A 16,236-nucleotide genomic window follows, 5' to 3' on the forward strand; every position below is an offset into this window, starting at 1 on the left:
CACGCCGCCGACCCGCGTGTGGGGCTTCAGGGCAGATCGGTGTTCACCTCGGGCGCAGCCGCATCACGCGGGCCGATGGTACCGAGGCGTGCCTTGAGCGACTGGGGCTGGCCCGTCAACATGGCGGCGTAATTGGTGGTGTTGGCCAGCACTTTTTTCACATAGTCGCGCGTTTCGGCAAACGGCACGTTTTCGGCCCAGATGGCGGCGTCGAGCACCGGACCATTGCGCCAGCTGCGCGGGCGGCCGGGGCCGGCGTTGTAAGCAGCAGCAGCCATGGGCATGGAGCCCGCGAAATCGTCCAGCGCCAGCTTGAGGTAGGCCGTGCCAATGGTGATGTTGGTGTCACGGTCGGTGATCTGATCGGCGGTGAAGCCGGTCAGCCCGATCTTGCGTGCCGTCCAGCGCGCGGTGGCGGGCATCACCTGCATGAGGCCCGATGCGCCCACATGCGAGCGGGCGTCCATGATGAAGCGGCTTTCCTGGCGGATCAGGCCATACACATAGGCCGGGTCCAGCCCGATGCCCTGGGCACGCTCGACCACTGCGGCGCGAAACGGCATGGGAAAGCGTTGCGCCATGTCGGTCACGGTCTTGGTGCGCTCGCTGGTGTTGATGCAGCGGTCCCACACCTCGCGCTGGCAGGCAAAGTCGGCGGCGGCCAGCAGCTCGCGGTCGGCCATGCCGCCGGGCGTGTGCAGGTTGGTGGTGTAGTTCCACTCGCGCACGCCTTCGCTGCGCAGGCCCAGCAAGATGGCGTAAAGGCCGCGGTTGAGCCCCGGGTTGGCGCGGGCAGCTGCCTTTTCCTCGGCGGTCAGCGGCGCAGGCGCGGGCGGCACGGTGATGCGCTGGCCCAGCTCTTCCAATGCCAGCTGTTCATAGAAACCGCGCGTTCCGGCAATGCCCTCCAGCAATTGCCGCGCTTCGGCGCGATCGGCTTCGCTGGGCTTGGTTGCCAGCATGACGCGGGCTTTCCAGTACACCCAGGTGCTGTCCTGGCGGGCCTCGGCGCCCATGGCATCCACCACATTGCGCACAGCCTTCCACTGGCCGGCGCGCAACGCGGCGCGCACCTTCCAGCCCAGCAAATCGTCGTTCAGGTGGCTGTTGCGCGTCACGTTGGAAAAATAGCCGTGTGCGCTGCCCGAGAGCTTCTGTGCAGCAGACTTGCCAATGACGCCCCAGGCCCAGTTGCGCTCCTCGGCAGAGAGGTATTCGCTCCACTTGCTGTCGAGCTGGTGCGCAGCGCTGTCAGGGTCGCCGGAGGCCAGCCTGATCAGCGCAAGCAGCACCAGTTCCTGGCGCACCCTGCTGCCTGCCATGTTGCGCGCCAACAGGTATTTGCTGGGCGCGTCCAGCACCTCCTTGAGCTGCGTCAGCACCTCGGGTGCGACGATCTCCACCGCAGCCCGCACCGCGCGGGGGCGGTTGGCCTCGGCGCCCAGGCGGGCCTTGCGCCAGATGTCCACCGCCGAGAGCTTTTTGTAGCCGTACAGCTCTCCCGCAGCGTGGGTGCAGCCGTCGTCTGCATCGCGCTGGGCATACCAGTTGCTGCGCACATCGTCGGCCACCGTGGCGGGCGCCGTGCCCTTGATCTGGTCGATCAGCAACGCGTAGCAGCGCACTTCGCGGTCGTCGGACATCCGGTAGTGGGGGTGCTGCTCGGCAAACTGGCCCCAGTCGCGCCGCTGGCCCAGCAGCAGCAGCCAGTCGTTGCGCAGGCGGTCTTCCTGGTAGCTGCCGGCATAGCGCTGCATGAAAGCCTGCACTTCTTGCGGCATGGCTTCGTTCAGGCGCGCCTTCAGCTCCCAGTAGGCGGCCCAGGGTTCCAGCGCATGGCCGCGCGCGGCGGGCAAGAGCTGTTCGAGCTTTTTGCGGTCACCCTTGCGGAAGGCCTGCTGCATTTCCAGCAGGGTGTCGTCACCCCGGTTTTGCGCCTGGACAAGGGGCGCAGCAGCGGCCAGCACGGCGGCGGCGACAAGGGGTGTCAGAATCGCTCTGAGTAATTGCATGGGGGAATTATCTGATGGACAAAGCAGCCCTTCGGCGCGCATTGATAGAAGAACGCCTCAATCTGCCCGACCGCCTACAGCGCTCCGACCTGTTACAACAAGTGATGCGCATCTGGCTGGTGAACCGGCCGGACACCGTGATCGGCGCCTACTGGCCTATCAAGGGCGAGTTCGACCCCCTGCCCGCCCTGCACCGCTGGAAGGAAGACGGCGAACTGCTCGATGAACCCCAGCGCCGGCGCATCGGCCTGCCGGTGGTCAACAAGGTGCACAAAACGCTCACCTTTCATGCCTGGCACCCCGGCTGCCCCATGGAAGAAGACGCGTATGGCATCCCCAAACCCAAGGACACCGAGGTCATCGTGCCCACGCTGCTTTTTGTGCCCTGCGTGGGCTATGCGGCGGGCGGCTACCGCCTGGGCTATGGCGGCGGTTTTTACGACCGCACGCTGGCCACGCTGCAGCCCAAGCCGTTCACCGTGGGGCTGGGCTTTACCAACGGCTATCTGGATGACTTCGAGCCCGAAGCGTTTGACCTGCCACTCGATGCCATCCTGAATGACAACGGGGTGGTCTGGCCGGTATAGAGTCGTGTATAGAAGCCCCCCCCCCTGTGTCGCCTGCGGCGCCTTCCCCCGAGGGGGCGCCACCCGTGGCCTGGCGAAGCCAGTTCCACGATGGCACTGGTATGGGGGGCTCACTCGGAGGCCAGAGTCTGCACGCATTGCAGCTTTGATGCGCATCGTGCATCAAACAACGGGGCAATGAGCATTGGCGAAAGCCAGGGCCGGGGTTAGCATCCATTTTTCCGCCCCAGCAAGACTTTTCAATCATGCCCAAGCTCTATATCGGCAACAAGAACTACTCGTCCTGGTCCATGCGCCCCTGGGTGCTGCTGCGCCAGGCCGGCATTGCGTTTGAGGAAGTGCGCGTGCGCTTTGACAGTTTCGAGGCCGACTCCGAGTTCAAGCGCACCATCGGCCCCGTGAGCCCCACCGGCAAGGTGCCGGCGCTGGTCGACGGCGACCTGGTGGTGTGGGACACCCTGTCCATCGCCGAATACCTGGCCGAAAGCTACCCCGAAAAACATCTCTGGCCCCAGGACAAGGCCGCCCGCGCCCACGCCCGCAGCGTCTGCGCCGAAATGCACAGCGGCTTCACCGCCCTGCGCGGCGCCTGCCCCATGAACATCGAAGCCCACCTGCCCGATACCGGCGCCCTCATCTGGCGCGACCAGAGCGCCGTGCGCGCCGATGTGCAGCGCCTGGTGGACATGTGGAGCGGCCTGCTCGCGCAATATGGCGGCCCGATGCTGTTGGGCGAGTTCAGCATCGCCGACGCCTACTTTGCACCCGTGTGCATGCGGCTGCACACCTACGCCCTGCCTGTGCCCGCCCCCATCAAGGCCTATGTGGACCGCGTGCGCGAGCTGCCCGGCGTCAAGGCCTGGATCGACGAGGCCCTGGCCGAGAAGGACTTTCTGGACTTTGAAGAGCCGTACCGGCTGAGGCGCTGAAACGATCGGCCCGGCTGATTTCCCGAAACGCATGGCACATGTAGCACTTGCGTGCTACATTGACCTACCATTGGAGCCGCGATGTCCACCACCACCATACGCCTTGAAGACGACCTGAAAGCCCGCATCAACGCCGCTGCTGCGCAGGCGGGAAAAACGGCCCACGCCTTCATTCTGGAAGCCATTGCCCAGACGGTGGAGCAGGTGGAGCTGGACAACACCTTTCATGCACTGGCCGACGAGCGCTGGGCCCGCATCCGCGCCACGGGCCAAACGGTGGGCTGGGAAGACGCCAAGGCCTACCTCGCCTCTCGCGCCCAGGGCGGGCGCCCCCGCAAGCCCGCTGCACGCCTCCCGAACGAGTAAACGCCAGCGCCTACCGCCACATGACCCGCATTGAGCTGGCCCCGGAAGTCCTGGACGACTTCGACCGTTTCTTCGAGCACATCGCCCAATACGACCCCGAATCCGCACCCGATCGCATTGGCTCCATTCTGGAAGCCCTGCAAATCCTCGCCCACAGCCCGCAGATCGGGCGGCCCGTGCAAGGCGGCAAGCGCGAACTGGTGATTGGCCGCGCCTCGCGGGGCTATGTGGCGCTGTACCACTACGTGGAGGCTATTGACACCGTGTTCGTGCTGGCGGTGCGCAGCCAGCGGGAGGCAGGATTCAAGCGCTGAGGCCTCGCCTCACCCCTGCCGGAACTGCTTGCGCAAAAACGCCTTGTGCCGTGCGATGTGCGCCAGCTGCGCGGCGGCGATGGTGCCACCCAGGTCTTCCTCTTCCACGTTGAGCACCTGGTTGGCATAGGCCAGCGCGCGCGCCACCACGTCTTCGTCGCTCACGCCCTGCTCCGCGGCCAGGTCCAGCGCCACGCGCTTCATGGCGCGCTGCGACAGCATCCACATGGCGCCAAAGGCATCCCACGCGGCCATCGCCTCCTTGAACTTATCGCGGTCGGCCAGGATTTCATTGAGCGGCTTGGCCAAAATTTCCTGCAGGTCGTCCACTTTGGTCTGCAAGGCTTCGAACTGCGCCTCGCGCTGCAGGGCTTCGGCTGCGGCGTTGGCCGCCGCATCGGGCGCGGTGGGCACGGGAACGCTGCCGTCAGGGTTGAGCTGGGCGATGGTGAGGTCGGGCGACAGGGACATGGTGGGCTGGAATATACGGCGCAGCGCAGGTTCTAAACTCGCCGCATGCAAATCTACATGGTAGGCGGCGCCGTCCGCGACAAGCTTCTGGGCCGCCCCGTGAATGACCACGACTGGGTGGTGGTGGGCGCCACGCCCGAGCAGATGCTGGCGCTGGGCTATCTGCCGGTGGGGCGGGACTTTCCGGTTTTTCTGCACCCCGAAACGCGCGAGGAGTACGCGCTGGCGCGCACCGAGCGCAAGAGCGGGCGCGGTTACCGGGGCTTTGTGGTGCAAAGCTCGCCCGATGTAACGCTGGAGGAAGACCTCTCACGGCGCGACCTCACGATCAATGCCATAGCCTCTTGCACCAGCGAATCAGGCGCTGGCAGCCTGTTTGATCCCTACCATGGCGCCCGCGACATCGAGGCGCGCGTGCTGCGCCATGTGACCGACGCCTTCCACGACGACCCGGTGCGCATCCTGCGCGTGGCGCGCTTTGCCGCACGCTTCACCGATTTCACGGTGGCGCCCGAGACGATGCAACTCATGCGCTCAATGGTGACGCATGGCGAGGCCGACCACCTGGTGGCCGAGCGCGTGTGGCAGGAGCTGGCGCGCGGGCTGATGGAAGAAAAGCCATCGCGCATGTTCGATGTGCTGCGCGCATGTGGCGCCCTCGCCGTGGTGCTGCCCGAAGTGGACCGCCTGTGGGGCGTGCCCCAGCGCGCCGATTACCACCCCGAGGTGGACACCGGCGTGCACCTGATGATGGTGCTGGACATGGCCGCGCGGCTGCAGACGCCGCTCACCGTGCGCTTTGCCTGCCTGGTGCACGACCTGGGAAAAGGCACCACGCCCGCCGACATGCTGCCGCGCCACATCGGCCACGAGCAGCGCAGTGCCAAATTGCTCAAGGGCCTGTGCGAGCGCCTGCGCGTACCCACCGAATGCCGCGAAATCGCCGACGTGGTGGCGCGCGAGCACGGCAACATCCACCGCAGCGGCGAGCTGGGCGCAGCCGCCCTGGTGCGCCTGATCGAGCGCTGTGACGGCATCCGCAAGCCGGCACGCTTCGACGAAATTTTGCTGGCCTGCGAATGCGATGCGCGTGGACGCCTGGGCTTTGACGAAGCGCCCTATCCCCAGCGCCAGCGCCTGCGCGAAGCACTGGCCGCCGTGCAATCGGTTACGACCAGTGAGATCGCTGCGCGCGCAGCGCAAGCGGGCGTTACGGGGCAGAAAGTGGGTGAAATGATCCACGCTGCACGGGTGCAGGCTGTGGCCCGTTGGCTTCAGACCACTGCAGCCGACTGAACCTGCGCAGGAGCACCACCAGCCGCCTCACCAGCGCAACAGGCGCGGCCCCAGCGCCGCACCCACGGCCGTGGGGATGGCCATGCCCAGCAGATACCACACCGCCAGGAACGGCGCCGCCATCTCGGGGCAATGCAGTGCATAGACCAGCGTTCCCAAGGTGCCTGCCAGCAGGCCGGCGCCAGCCCCAGCCCATGCCGGGCGGGTGGGCGCCGCCCCTTTGAGCGCCCACAAGCAGGCCGCCAGGGCCGGCGCCGACAGGGCTGCGATATTGAACGGGCAGGTGCGCCAGGTGCTGCCCAGCAGCAGGGGCAGGCGCTCGGCCGGCGCGGCCTGCCACAGGGCCCATGCGGCCATGGTCCACACCACCAGGGGCGGCACGGCCAGCCACCAGGCCGCGCCCCCCAGGGCCGCACCGGGGCGTGCCAAGCGCCGCAGCAACCCCAGACCGGCCACCGCGAGCGACGCAGCAAACATCAGCTTGCCCCAGAACATGGGCAAGGTCGCGGCCTGCGCCAGGTCCGGCCGCAAGCCAAACCCGGCAAACAGCAGCATGCCGGCGCCCGCAAGACCCGCCACGGCGGCCACGGCAAAGCGCTGCTCGATGCGATGGCGAGCCACCGGCGTGGCATTCGTGGCCAGCAAAGAGATCAATTCATCGGTTTTCATGCCATTCCCCTGATCTTGGCGGCCAGGGCCTTGAGCCCCCGATGCACGCCGATTTTGACCGCCGACTCCGACAGCCCCGTGAGTTGCGCCGTCTCGACCACCGATAGCCCGTGCAACTTCACATGCACGATGGGCAAGCGCTGGCGGTCGGGCAGTGTCTGCAGCAACTGACCCAGATCGCGCCGGGCCTCAGCGGCTTCGGCATCGCTGCTGGAGAACAGCTCGTGGGCATCGTCCAGCGGATCGTTGCGCGCTTCTTTCACCGCGTGCGAGCGCAACCAGTCCACCAGCTTGTAGCGGGCAATCGCATGCACCCACGCCGTCACCGGCATCTGGGGCTGGTAGGTGTGGCGCTGGTTGTGCACGGCCAGCAGCGTCTCCTGCACCAGGTCTTCCACCGCGTCCGGCCACTGCGCCAGACGGCGCCGCAGGAACGCCCGCAGATGGGCGCTCAACTCCTTCAAAAACCGCTGGTAGGCCGCTGCGTCGGCGTCCAGCCCTTGCAGCAGCAGCGCACGCAGCCTGTCTTCAATCTCCATGGTGTCTCCCAGAAGGGTATTCGTGCGCTGGAGCCATCCGGTTACAGCAGGCTTCAAAAAAAGCTGCCCATTTTTTTGCACTCGGTGTAACCCGCCCCGCATGCAGCGCGAATTACATCGCAGATCGGGGACTGCGGCGCACCGCGCTCTGGCACCCAGGTCTGCTTTCCTGTCATTCATCTTTTCTGGAGAAACTGCCATGACCACACGCACCCTCACCCTTGGCGCACTCGCCTTTGCCGCCCTCGCCTCCGGCGCCGCCCTGGCGCAGTCGGACAACATGAACAAGTCCGGCGACATGGCCAAACCCGCCATGGAGAAGTGCTACGGCGTTTCCATGGCCGGCAAGAACGACTGCGCCGCCGGCCCTGGCACCACCTGCGCGGGCACCGCCAAGGTGGATTACCAGGGCAACACCTGGAAGTATGTGCCCGCAGGCACCTGCACCAGCATCAAGACGCCCAAGGGCATGGGTTCCCTGGAAACCATGAAGAGCTGACCGAAAGCCGCGCCATGACACCCCTTCTCACCGCGGGCCTGGGCCTCAAGCCCCAGCACTACGACGAGGCCCTGCACTGCACCGCCAGTGGCCTGTGGTGGGAAGTGCACCCCGAAAACTACCTGGCCGACGGCGGCCCGCGCCTGGCCTGGCTCGAAGCCATCCGTGCGCGGCACCCGGTGTCGCTGCATGGCGTGTCGCTCTCGCTCGCGGCAGATGCGCCGCCCGATGCGGAGCACCTGCACCGCCTGGCGCAACTGGCGCGGCGCATCGAGCCTGCGCTGGTGTCCGAGCACCTGGCCTGGTCGGCCTGGCGCGGGCGCTACCACCCGGACCTGCTGCCCTTCCCGCGCACGCACGAGGCGCTGGCACGCATCGCGGCCAACATCTGCGCCACGCAGGACGCCCTGGGCCGCACCATTGCCATCGAGAACCCCACGCACTACCTGCACCTCGAGGGGCACGACTGGTCTGAGACCGATTTCCTGGCCGAGCTGGTGCGCCGCACTGGCTGCAGCCTGCTGTTGGACGTGAACAACCTGTACCTCAGCGCGCACAACCTTGGCACTTGCGCCAGCGACTACCTCGACGCCTTTCCGGTGCAGGCCATCACCGAAATCCACCTCGCGGGCCACCATGCCGACCCGCGCCTGGGCGACGCGCTGCTCATCGACAGCCACGACGCCCCCGTGGCCGAGCCCGTGTGGGCACTGTACGAGCACCTGATCGCGCGCACCGGCCCCCGGCCCACACTGATCGAACGCGACGATGCCATTCCGCCTCTGTACGAGTTGCTGACCGAGCGCGAACGCGCGCACAGTGCCCTCACGAACCTGGAGGCAATGCCATGCGCCTGAGCGATTTTCAGGACGGCCTGGCCAGCGCCCTGCTGCCAGGGCCCGGCGCCAGCACACCGCCGCCCGCCTGGCTCGATGCGCTGCTCGCGCAGCCCGGTTTTGCCGTGTACCGCAACACCGTGGCCAAGGGCTGCATCGACGCGCTGCAGGCCAACTACCCCGCCGTGCACGCCCTGGTGGGCACCGACTGGCTGCGCGCTGCGGCGCACGCCTTCGTGCACCAGCACCCGCCGACGGACGGGCGGCTGATGGGCTATGGCGCGGGTTTTGCCGAATTTCTGGAAGGCTTTGGCCCCGCCGCCAACCTGCCCTACCTGGGCGCCGTGGCGCGGCTGGACCGCTGCTGGACCGAGTCCCACCTGGCCGCCGACGCACCCGCGCTGCAAGCCGCCTGGCTGGCCCAGCAAGCGCCCGAGGCCCTGGCGCTGCTGCGCCTGCAGCCCCACCCGGCCGCGCGCTGGCAGTGGTGCGAAGACCACCCGGCCTACACCCTGTGGCAGCGCCAGCGTGAGCAGCTGCAGTGGGACGCCCACCTGCCCTGGCACGGCGAAGGCGCACTGCTGACCCGCCCGCACGACGCCGTGCAGTGGGTGCCCCTTTCGCACGCGGGCTGCGCGCTGCTGGACGCCTGCGCAGCGGGCGCCACATTTGAGGACGCCGCCGCCCAAGCCCTGCAGGCCGACCCCGCCGCCGACCTGCCCGCACTCGTCGCGCTGCTGCTGCGCAGCGGCGCACTGCGCGCCCCCGAAACCTCGTTGAACTAGGAGCACCCCATGCACACCACCCACTCCCCCATCGGCAATGCGCCCGCATCCCACCCCGGCCTGCGCGGGCTGTGGAACGGCCTGGCCCAGCGGCTGGAGCAGTGCACGCCGCACAGCCTGATCGCGCTGGCCGCACGCCTGGCGCTGGCGGGCATATTCTGGATGTCGGGCCGCACCAAGGTGGATGGCGTGTTCACGATCACCGACACCACCTACCTGCTGTTCCGCGAGGAATACAAGCTGCCGCTGATTCCCCCGGAATGGGCGGCGCAGATGGCCACCGTGTCTGAGCACCTGTTCCCGGTGCTGCTGGTGCTGGGGCTGGCCACCCGCCTGTCAGCCCTGGCGCTGTTGGGCATGACGCTGGTGATCCAGGTCTTTGTGTACCCCGATGCCTGGCCCACGCACTTGTCGTGGGCGGCGCTGATGCTTTACCTTGCCGGACGCGGCGCGGGCAGCCTGTCGCTGGACCGCTGGCTGGGACTGCGCTGAAACTCGCGCATCACAGCACCGAACGCACCCAGCGCTCGATGTCCGCCGCACCCAGCGCGCCCGAAATGCGTGCCACCTCGGCCCCGCCGTTGAACAGCACCATGGTCGGAATGCTCCGGATGTTGTAGGGCGCCGCCACCTGCGGATGCGCTTCGGTATCGAGCTTGGCCAGCCGCACCTGCGGCTCCAGTGCGCGCGCCGCCTGCGCAAAGGCCGGCGCCATCTGGCGGCAGGGACCGCACCAAGGCGCCCAAAAATCGACCAGCACCGGGATATGGCTGCGCTGCACATGCTTGGCAAAGCTGGTGGCGTCCAGCGCCAGCGGTGCGCCCGCAAACAAGGGCTTGTGGCAACTGCCGCAGTCGGGCGCGCTGCCCAGTTGCGCCGTCTGGACGCGGTTGGTGGTGTGGCAGTGGGGGCAGACGATGTGCAGGGATTCGGTCATGGCACAGACATCGGGCCAAACCCCGCAAAAATCAAGTCAGTGTCTCCACTGCGCATTGCGCGACCCGCGACGCCTGAACTGGCGCGACCCAGGCCAGGGCTCCCGCGCAAGGGCCGCCCCGCTGCGCTGGGAGCGTCCCCTTGCCCGCAGCGCGCAGCGCTGCGAGAGCGGGGGGAAGGCACAAAGCGCCACAGGGGGGGTGTTTCATATCAGAGCCACTTCACCGCCAGGCTCAGCACAAAACTCAGCAGCACCGTGCTGGCCAGCGGAATGAACCACTCGCGCCCGAACAGCCGAAAGCGAAAATCCCCCGGCAGCCGCCCCAGCCCCATGCGCTGCAGCCAAGGTGACAGGCCGTTGATGAGCACCAGCGCCAGGAACACAACGATGAGCCAGCGGATCATGGCAAGGCCTTTTTCATGAACTCATAACCGGTGCGAACGGTCGCCGCGCACAAAACCCAGTGCATCCCACGCCGTGCCCTTGGCCAGCGCAAGCACCTTGAACAGCTCGCCCATCTCGTGTTCCATGATCAATTTGGCCGCTGTTGCCCGCTGCGCCTGCGCAAGCTGCTCCATTTTTGGGAGCATTCCGCAGTTGATCAGAAAGTGCGCCTGCGTGGTGTAGCCCAGCACTTCCAGCCCGGCATCTTGTGCGGCCAGCGCCATGGCGGTGAAGTTGACATGGGCGGTGATGTCTTTCAGGCCCACCGCCACCAGCGGGTCGCTGTCGGCCAGGTGGCCCTGATGGCACATCACGGTGCCCATGTGGCGCTGCGGGTGGTAGTACTCACTCTCGCCAAAACCATAGTCCAGCAAGAAGATGGCGCCGCGCTCCAGCCGGTCGGCCAGGGTGCGGATGAAACCCTCGCCCTGGGCGTGGATTTCGGTCAGGTAGTCGTGCGGGCCTTCAATCTCGACGGGCGGGCGCAGCTCGGTAGGCCGGTCGGCCCACGCAAAAGCACCGCTATCGCCCACCACCACGCCGCGTTCATGCCATCGCCCGCCCTCGTGCCCGCCATGGCGGGCCAGCAGCTGCACGGGCATGGCATCGAGCACCTCGTTGCCCACCACCACGCCCTTGAACTGCGCAGGCAGCGCGTCCACCCACTGCAACTTGTGCGCATGCCGGGCCAGCAAGGTCTGCTGGCGCACCCGCAGGCTGCCCGAGAGGTCGACGATGGTGTAGCGCTGCACGCGGTCGCCCAGCGCATCGAGCAGTTGCAGGGCCAGGGCGCCCGAGCCGGCGCCAAACTCCCACACCTCGTGCGTGCCGGTTTGCGCCAGCGCCTCGTCCACCTGCAGGGCCAGGGTCTGGCCGAACAGCGGCGTGAGCTCGGGCGCGGTCACGAAGTCGCTGCCCGACTGCGGCATGGCGCCGAACTTGGTGGAATCGTTGGCGTAATAGCCCAGGCCGGGCGTGTACAGGGCCAACGCCATGAAGCGGTCAAACCCGATCCAGCCGCCGGCAGCGGCAATGGCCTGGGCGATGTGGGTTTGCAGGGCGGTCGTTAAACTGTCGGGTCTTTGGGTCACGGCCCGCATTGTCCCCCACATGTCCACCCCTTTTCATTCTTCCCGCCCGCGCACGGTTCTGGTGACGGGCGCCGCCCGGCGCCTGGGCCGCAGCATTGCGCTGGCGCTGGCGGCAGGCGGCTGGCAGGTGGCGGTGCATTACCGCTCATCGCAGCAAGACGCTATTGATACAGTAGCTGCTTGCGCAAGCCTGGAAAGGGCTAGTGCCCATTTTGATGCTGATTTTGAAGACGAGGCATCGGTGCGCACCCTGCTGCCCCGGGTGATCGAGCACTTCGGCGGCGTGGATGCGGTGGTCAACAGTGCCTCGCTGTTCGAGCACGACAACGCCCAATCCTTCGGGTTTGCCGCACTCGAAAAGCACCTGCGCAGCAATACCGGCGCCCCCATCGTGCTGGCCCAGGCCCTGCACCAGCATCTGCAAGACCGCGCTGCCGCAGGCGAAGCCGACGCACAGGGCGCCGTGGTCAACCTGCTGGACCAGAAGCTCTGGAACCAGAACCCCGATTTTTTAAGCTACACGCTCTCCAAGGCCGCGCTGGAAGCCGCCGGCACCATGCTGGCGCTGGCGCTGGCCCCGCGCGTGCGGGTGGTGGGCGTGGCGCCGGGCCTCACGCTCACCAGCCATTTGCTGAGCGACGAGAAGTTTCAGCAGCTGCACGCCCTCTCCCCGCTGGGCCGCTCGTCCACCTCCGACGACGTGGCGGCCACCGTGCGATTTGCGCTGGAAAACCGTTCCATCACCGGCACCACGCTGCTCGTCGATGGGGGCCAGCACCTGATGAAATTCGAGCGTGACTTTTCCCTGATGTGAGCCCATGCTCACACCCAACACCATGAACCAAGCCTCTGGTCTCCAGACCCTGACCCTCACCGGGCTGCGCTTTGATGCCAACCTGGGCATCCTGGCGCACGAAAAAAACGCGCCCCAGCCCATCCAGGTGGATGCCGAGCTGAGCCTGGGCGCGCAGCCGCTGGCGCCGCACGACGACGACATCGAGCATGTGCTCGACTACCGCAAGGTGCGCCAGATCATCATCGACGAGTGCACAGCCGAGCATGTGAACCTGCTCGAAAGCCTGATCGGCAAGCTGGCCCAGCGGCTGATGCAGCTGCCCGGTGTGCGCGGCGTGCGCGTAAAAATAGCCAAGCTCGAAATTTTTGACGACTGCGAAGTGGCCATTCGCATGGAAACAGGACAGTGGTGAACGCAATGAATGCAATGGATACCAGCGCCTGGACGGGCGAAGAAACTGCGGCGGCGGCGGAGCGCGTGCCCTTTGATTTCAAGATCGAGCGCGAGGCGCACAAGCTCGAAAAGCGCCTGTGCCGCGAGGCCGGCAAGGCCATCGTGCAATACAACATGATCGAAGAGGGTGACAAGGTCATGGTTTGCATGTCGGGCGGCAAGGATAGCTATACGCTGCTCGACATCCTGCTCAAGCTCAAGGCCCGCGCGCCCATTCACTTTGAGCTGATCGCGGTCAACCTGGACCAGAAGCAGCCCGGGTTTCCCGAGCATGTGCTGCCCGACTACCTGCGCAGCGTGGGCGTGCCCTTCCATATCGAGAACGAGGACACCTACAGCATCGTCAAGCGCCTGATCCCCGAGGGCAAAACCACCTGCAGCCTGTGCAGCCGCCTGCGCCGGGGCATTCTGTACCGCGTGGCCGACGAGCTGGGCGCCACAAAAATAGCGCTGGGCCACCACCGCGACGACATTCTGGCCACGCTGCTGCTCAACATGTTCTTTGGCGGCAAGCTCAAGAGTATGCCCCCGAAGCTGGTGAGCGACGACGGCCGCCATGTGGTGATCCGCCCCCTGGCCTTTGTGGCCGAAAAAGACACCACGCAGTGGGCCAAGGTGCGCCAGTTCCCCATCATTCCCTGCAACCTGTGCGGCAGCCAGGAGAACCTGCAGCGCAAGCAGGTGGGCGAAATGCTGCGCGAGTGGCAGAAAAAATACCCCGGCCGCGTGGAAAACATGTTCAACGCCCTGCAGAACGTGGTGCCCAGCCACTTGCTCGATGGCGCGCTGTACGATTTCAAGGGCGCACGCGCCACAGGCGTGGCCGATGACAACGGCGACAAGGCGTTTGACGCCGAAGATTTCCCGGAGCCATCTGCCTTGCCTGGCGTTCAGGTGGTGCGCATCCAGTAAAGGCCGGCGCACCGCAGCCGGCGTTTTTTCTCAAGGAGTTGCCATGAGATGGATCACTTTGCCCCTGCTGTGCGCAGCACTGTGGCTGACCGGTTGCGCCAGCACCCGCCTGGTGGACAGCGACGTGCAATCGTTCTCCCAGCTCGCCGGCGCGCCCGCGCGGGCCACTTACAGCTTCGAGCGCCTGCCCTCACAGCAGGCCCAGGGCGCCCAGCAGTCGGCCGTGGAAGAACAGGCCCGGCTGGCGCTGGCCAAGGTGGGCCTGCGCCAGGACAGCGCGGCGCCGTTTTATCGCGTGCAGGCCCATGCCCGCATCGACCTCCAGGCCTATCCGGACTACTGGGATGGCCCCGGGTGGGGCTGGGGTGGCTGGGGTGGCCTGGGCGGTGGCCGCGGCTTTTATGGCGGCCTGTCAATGCGTTTTCCGCCCCCCACGTTGTACCGGCGCGAAGTCGGCCTGATCCTGCGCGAAGCGGCCACCGGCAACGTGGTGTACGAAACCCGCGCCGTGCACGAGGGTGTGTGGACCGACAACCCGGCCGTGTTTGCCGCCATGTTCGACGCGGCCCTGAACGGCTTTCCCACACCGCCCACAGGGCCGCGCCGCATCGTCCTGGAAATACCGCGCTGAGGCGCGCCCAGTCCCCATGCATGCCACCCGCATCATTGCCATACGCCATGGCGAAACCGCCTGGAACGTGGACACCCGCATCCAGGGGCATCTCGACATCCCGCTCAACGACACCGGCCTCTGGCAGGCGCGGCAGCTGGCGCGGGCCCTCGCCGACGAGCCCGTGGCCGCCATCTACACCAGCGATCTGCAGCGCGCCCGGGCCACGGCCCAGGCCGTGGCAGACACCACGGGTGCACCCCTCACGCCCGAGCCCGATCTGCGTGAACGCAGTTTTGGCCACTTTCAGGGCCGCACCTTTGCGCAGATCGAGGCCGAGCTGCCCGAAGACGCACTGCGCTGGCGCAAGCGCGACCCGCACTACGCGCCCGAGGGTGGCGAATCGCTGACCTCTCTGCGCACCCGCATCGACAGCACTGTGCACCGCCTGGCCGCGCGCCACCCCGGCGAGCTGGTGGTGCTGGTGGCGCACGGCGGTGTGCTCGACGTGATTTACCGCCTGGCCACCGGCCAGGACATCCAGGCGCCGCGCACCTGGCAGCTGGCCAACGCGGGCATCAACCGCTTGTTGTGGACCCCCCAGGGCCTGAGCCTGGTCGGCTGGGCCGACACCCAGCACCTGGACAACGCCGCCCGCGATGAAACCACTGCCTGATCTCCCGGGGGCGCTGGAGGCCAGCATCGGCCTGCGCGTGGACCAAATCGACACGCCTGCGCTGGTGGTGGACCTGGACGCCATGGAGCGCAACATCGCGCGCATGGCCGACTTTGCGCGCAAGCACCAGGTGCTGTGGCGCCCGCACGCCAAGATGCACAAGAGCGCCGAGATCGCCCTGCTGCTGCAGCGCGCCGGCGCCGTGGGCGCCTGTGTGCAAAAGACCGCCGAGGCCATGGCCCAGGCAGCGCCGCAAGCGCGCATCGACGTGCTGGTCGAGATCGACGTCGGCCAGGGCCGCTGCGGCGTGCCGCCGGGCGAGCCGGCCCTGGCGCTGGCCCAGGCCGTGGCGCGGCTCACGCCGCTGCGCTTTGCCGGCCTGCACGCCTACCACGGACGTGCCCAGCATCTGCACAGCGCGGCCGACCGGCGCGACGCCATCGCGGCGGCCGTGCAGGCCGCGCGCCACACGCGCGACCTCCTCACCAACGCGGGGCTGCCGGTGCCGCTGGTCACCGGTTCGGGCACCGGCACGCTGGTGCACGAAGCGGCCAGTGGGGTGTACGGCGAGCTGCAGGCGGGCTCGTTCCTGTTCATGGATGCCGACTACGCACGCAACGAGCGCGAGCCCGCGCAGCCCGCTTTCGAGCAGGCGCTTTTCGTGAAAACACAGGTCATCTCGGCCTGCAGCAGCCACGCCGTGTGCGACGCGGGGCACAAAAGCCACGCCATCGACTCGGGCCTGCCCACCGTGGCCCTGCTGCCACCGGGGCGTGCCCTGCGCTACGCCAACGGCGGCGACGAGCATGGCGTGCTGTATGCCGACGGCCCCCAGGCCCGGCTGCCCGCGCTGGGCCAGATGCTGTGGCTGGTGCCGGGGCACTGCGACCCCACGGTGAATCTGCACAATTTCTTGATCGGCGTGCGCGGTGGGCTGACCGCAGGCGTGGTGGAACGCATCATCAGGGTTGATGCCAGAGGCGCTTTGACCTGATTGGGGCAAGAATCAGCGGA

General features: G+C 67.1%; 22 protein-coding genes. 15 read left to right on the forward strand and 7 right to left on the reverse strand.

Annotated features, from left to right (window positions below; all coding sequences use genetic code 11):
• Window positions 1–26: 26 nt before the first annotated feature.
• On the reverse strand, window positions 27–2,012 hold the full coding sequence (locus tag B7Y64_RS11015; RefSeq protein WP_291328882.1) for a lytic transglycosylase domain-containing protein: 1,986 nt from the start codon (window positions 2,010–2,012) through the stop codon (window positions 27–29).
• Between the two features lie 14 nt (window positions 2,013–2,026).
• On the opposite strand from B7Y64_RS11015, the gene B7Y64_RS11020 reads away from it, so the two are divergent.
• The 4 genes from B7Y64_RS11020 to B7Y64_RS11035 all read left to right on the forward strand — a co-directional run bounded on the left by B7Y64_RS11020 (window position 2,027) and on the right by B7Y64_RS11035 (window position 4,208).
• On the forward strand, window positions 2,027–2,599 hold the full coding sequence (locus B7Y64_RS11020; RefSeq protein ID WP_114655134.1) for a 5-formyltetrahydrofolate cyclo-ligase: 573 nt from the start codon (window positions 2,027–2,029) through the stop codon (window positions 2,597–2,599).
• Between the two features lie 245 nt (window positions 2,600–2,844).
• Window positions 2,845–3,528: a glutathione S-transferase family protein gene (locus B7Y64_RS11025; protein ID WP_291328884.1), complete on the forward strand. Its 684-nt coding sequence runs from the start codon at window positions 2,845–2,847 to the stop codon at window positions 3,526–3,528.
• A gap of 81 nt (window positions 3,529–3,609) precedes the next feature.
• Window positions 3,610–3,894, forward strand: a complete 285-nt coding sequence (locus B7Y64_RS11030; RefSeq protein WP_111866501.1) for a ribbon-helix-helix protein, CopG family — start codon at window positions 3,610–3,612, stop codon at window positions 3,892–3,894.
• Window positions 3,895–3,914: 20 nt separating this feature from the next.
• The gene (locus B7Y64_RS11035; RefSeq protein WP_291328887.1) at window positions 3,915–4,208 is read left to right on the forward strand and encodes a type II toxin-antitoxin system RelE/ParE family toxin; all 294 of its coding nucleotides are present in this window, start codon (window positions 3,915–3,917) and stop codon (window positions 4,206–4,208) included.
• A gap of 9 nt (window positions 4,209–4,217) precedes the next feature.
• Here the strand turns inward: B7Y64_RS11035 and B7Y64_RS11040 are convergent, their stop codons facing one another.
• Window positions 4,218–4,679 carry a hypothetical protein gene (locus B7Y64_RS11040; RefSeq protein ID WP_291328889.1) on the reverse strand — a complete coding sequence of 154 codons (462 nt, stop codon included), beginning with the start codon at window positions 4,677–4,679 and terminating at the stop codon, window positions 4,218–4,220.
• 45 nt (window positions 4,680–4,724) lie between these two features.
• On the opposite strand from B7Y64_RS11040, the gene B7Y64_RS11045 reads away from it, so the two are divergent.
• The gene (locus B7Y64_RS11045; protein WP_291325570.1) at window positions 4,725–5,975 is read left to right on the forward strand and encodes a multifunctional CCA addition/repair protein; all 1,251 of its coding nucleotides are present in this window, start codon (window positions 4,725–4,727) and stop codon (window positions 5,973–5,975) included.
• A gap of 27 nt (window positions 5,976–6,002) precedes the next feature.
• On the opposite strand, the gene B7Y64_RS11050 is transcribed toward B7Y64_RS11045, so the two are convergent.
• Together B7Y64_RS11050 and B7Y64_RS11055 are read right to left on the reverse strand one after the other, a co-directional pair.
• Complete coding sequence (locus B7Y64_RS11050; protein ID WP_291325572.1) at window positions 6,003–6,644, reverse strand: DUF1109 domain-containing protein; 642 nt, start codon at window positions 6,642–6,644, stop codon at window positions 6,003–6,005.
• A complete protein-coding gene (locus B7Y64_RS11055) occupies window positions 6,641–7,183 on the reverse strand; it encodes a sigma-70 family RNA polymerase sigma factor (RefSeq protein WP_024813062.1) in 543 nt (180 codons plus the stop codon). The genes B7Y64_RS11050 and B7Y64_RS11055 overlap by 4 nt, the downstream gene beginning before the upstream one ends.
• Before the next feature lie 199 nt (window positions 7,184–7,382).
• Between B7Y64_RS11055 and B7Y64_RS11060 the strand changes: the two genes are divergently transcribed.
• From B7Y64_RS11060 to B7Y64_RS11075, 4 genes are read left to right on the forward strand one after another with little or no spacing between them, the layout of a single operon-like run.
• Window positions 7,383–7,682, forward strand: a complete 300-nt coding sequence (locus tag B7Y64_RS11060; protein WP_291325574.1) for a DUF2282 domain-containing protein — start codon at window positions 7,383–7,385, stop codon at window positions 7,680–7,682.
• Window positions 7,683–7,696: 14 nt separating this feature from the next.
• The gene (locus B7Y64_RS11065) at window positions 7,697–8,539 is read left to right on the forward strand and encodes a DUF692 domain-containing protein (protein WP_291328892.1); all 843 of its coding nucleotides are present in this window, start codon (window positions 7,697–7,699) and stop codon (window positions 8,537–8,539) included.
• Window positions 8,530–9,303 carry a DNA-binding domain-containing protein gene (locus tag B7Y64_RS11070; RefSeq protein ID WP_291325576.1) on the forward strand — a complete coding sequence of 258 codons (774 nt, stop codon included), beginning with the start codon at window positions 8,530–8,532 and terminating at the stop codon, window positions 9,301–9,303. Before B7Y64_RS11065 ends, B7Y64_RS11070 begins: the two co-directional genes overlap by 10 nt.
• Window positions 9,304–9,312: 9 nt before the next feature.
• Window positions 9,313–9,795, forward strand: coding sequence for a DoxX family protein (locus B7Y64_RS11075; protein ID WP_114655142.1), 483 nt, complete (start codon window positions 9,313–9,315; stop codon window positions 9,793–9,795).
• A gap of 10 nt (window positions 9,796–9,805) precedes the next feature.
• Here the strand turns inward: B7Y64_RS11075 and trxC are convergent, their stop codons facing one another.
• The 3 genes from trxC to B7Y64_RS11090 all read right to left on the reverse strand — a co-directional run bounded on the left by trxC (window position 9,806) and on the right by B7Y64_RS11090 (window position 11,784).
• Window positions 9,806–10,240 (reverse strand): thioredoxin TrxC, encoded by a 435-nt coding sequence (trxC, locus tag B7Y64_RS11080; RefSeq protein WP_291328894.1) that lies wholly within the window; start codon window positions 10,238–10,240, stop codon window positions 9,806–9,808.
• A gap of 209 nt (window positions 10,241–10,449) precedes the next feature.
• The gene (locus B7Y64_RS11085) at window positions 10,450–10,644 is read right to left on the reverse strand and encodes a DUF2905 domain-containing protein (protein ID WP_024813073.1); all 195 of its coding nucleotides are present in this window, start codon (window positions 10,642–10,644) and stop codon (window positions 10,450–10,452) included.
• Between the two features lie 21 nt (window positions 10,645–10,665).
• The gene (locus B7Y64_RS11090) at window positions 10,666–11,784 is read right to left on the reverse strand and encodes an SAM-dependent methyltransferase (RefSeq protein ID WP_291325437.1); all 1,119 of its coding nucleotides are present in this window, start codon (window positions 11,782–11,784) and stop codon (window positions 10,666–10,668) included.
• Between the two features lie 10 nt (window positions 11,785–11,794).
• On the opposite strand from B7Y64_RS11090, the gene B7Y64_RS11095 reads away from it, so the two are divergent.
• Genes B7Y64_RS11095 through B7Y64_RS11120 form a run of 6 tightly spaced genes read left to right on the forward strand, consistent with a single transcriptional unit; the run spans window position 11,795 to window position 16,216 of the window.
• Window positions 11,795–12,589, forward strand: a complete 795-nt coding sequence (locus B7Y64_RS11095; RefSeq protein WP_291325434.1) for an SDR family oxidoreductase — start codon at window positions 11,795–11,797, stop codon at window positions 12,587–12,589.
• Between the two features lie 22 nt (window positions 12,590–12,611).
• Window positions 12,612–12,983 (forward strand): dihydroneopterin aldolase, encoded by a 372-nt coding sequence (locus B7Y64_RS11100; RefSeq protein ID WP_024813076.1) that lies wholly within the window; start codon window positions 12,612–12,614, stop codon window positions 12,981–12,983.
• 5 nt (window positions 12,984–12,988) lie between these two features.
• Window positions 12,989–13,936, forward strand: coding sequence for a tRNA 2-thiocytidine(32) synthetase TtcA (ttcA, locus tag B7Y64_RS11105; RefSeq protein WP_291328896.1), 948 nt, complete (start codon window positions 12,989–12,991; stop codon window positions 13,934–13,936).
• Window positions 13,937–13,979: 43 nt separating this feature from the next.
• On the forward strand, window positions 13,980–14,567 hold the full coding sequence (locus B7Y64_RS11110; protein ID WP_291328898.1) for a DUF4136 domain-containing protein: 588 nt from the start codon (window positions 13,980–13,982) through the stop codon (window positions 14,565–14,567).
• 16 nt (window positions 14,568–14,583) lie between these two features.
• On the forward strand, window positions 14,584–15,222 hold the full coding sequence (locus B7Y64_RS11115; RefSeq protein ID WP_291328900.1) for a histidine phosphatase family protein: 639 nt from the start codon (window positions 14,584–14,586) through the stop codon (window positions 15,220–15,222).
• Window positions 15,206–16,216, forward strand: a complete 1,011-nt coding sequence (locus B7Y64_RS11120) for a DSD1 family PLP-dependent enzyme (protein WP_291328902.1) — start codon at window positions 15,206–15,208, stop codon at window positions 16,214–16,216. The genes B7Y64_RS11115 and B7Y64_RS11120 overlap by 17 nt, the downstream gene beginning before the upstream one ends.
• Window positions 16,217–16,236: the final 20 nt, after the last annotated feature.

Source organism: Acidovorax sp. 35-64-16, from assembly GCF_002281195.1.
In the GTDB taxonomy this organism is placed as follows: domain Bacteria; phylum Pseudomonadota; class Gammaproteobacteria; order Burkholderiales; family Burkholderiaceae_C; genus Acidovorax; species Acidovorax defluvii.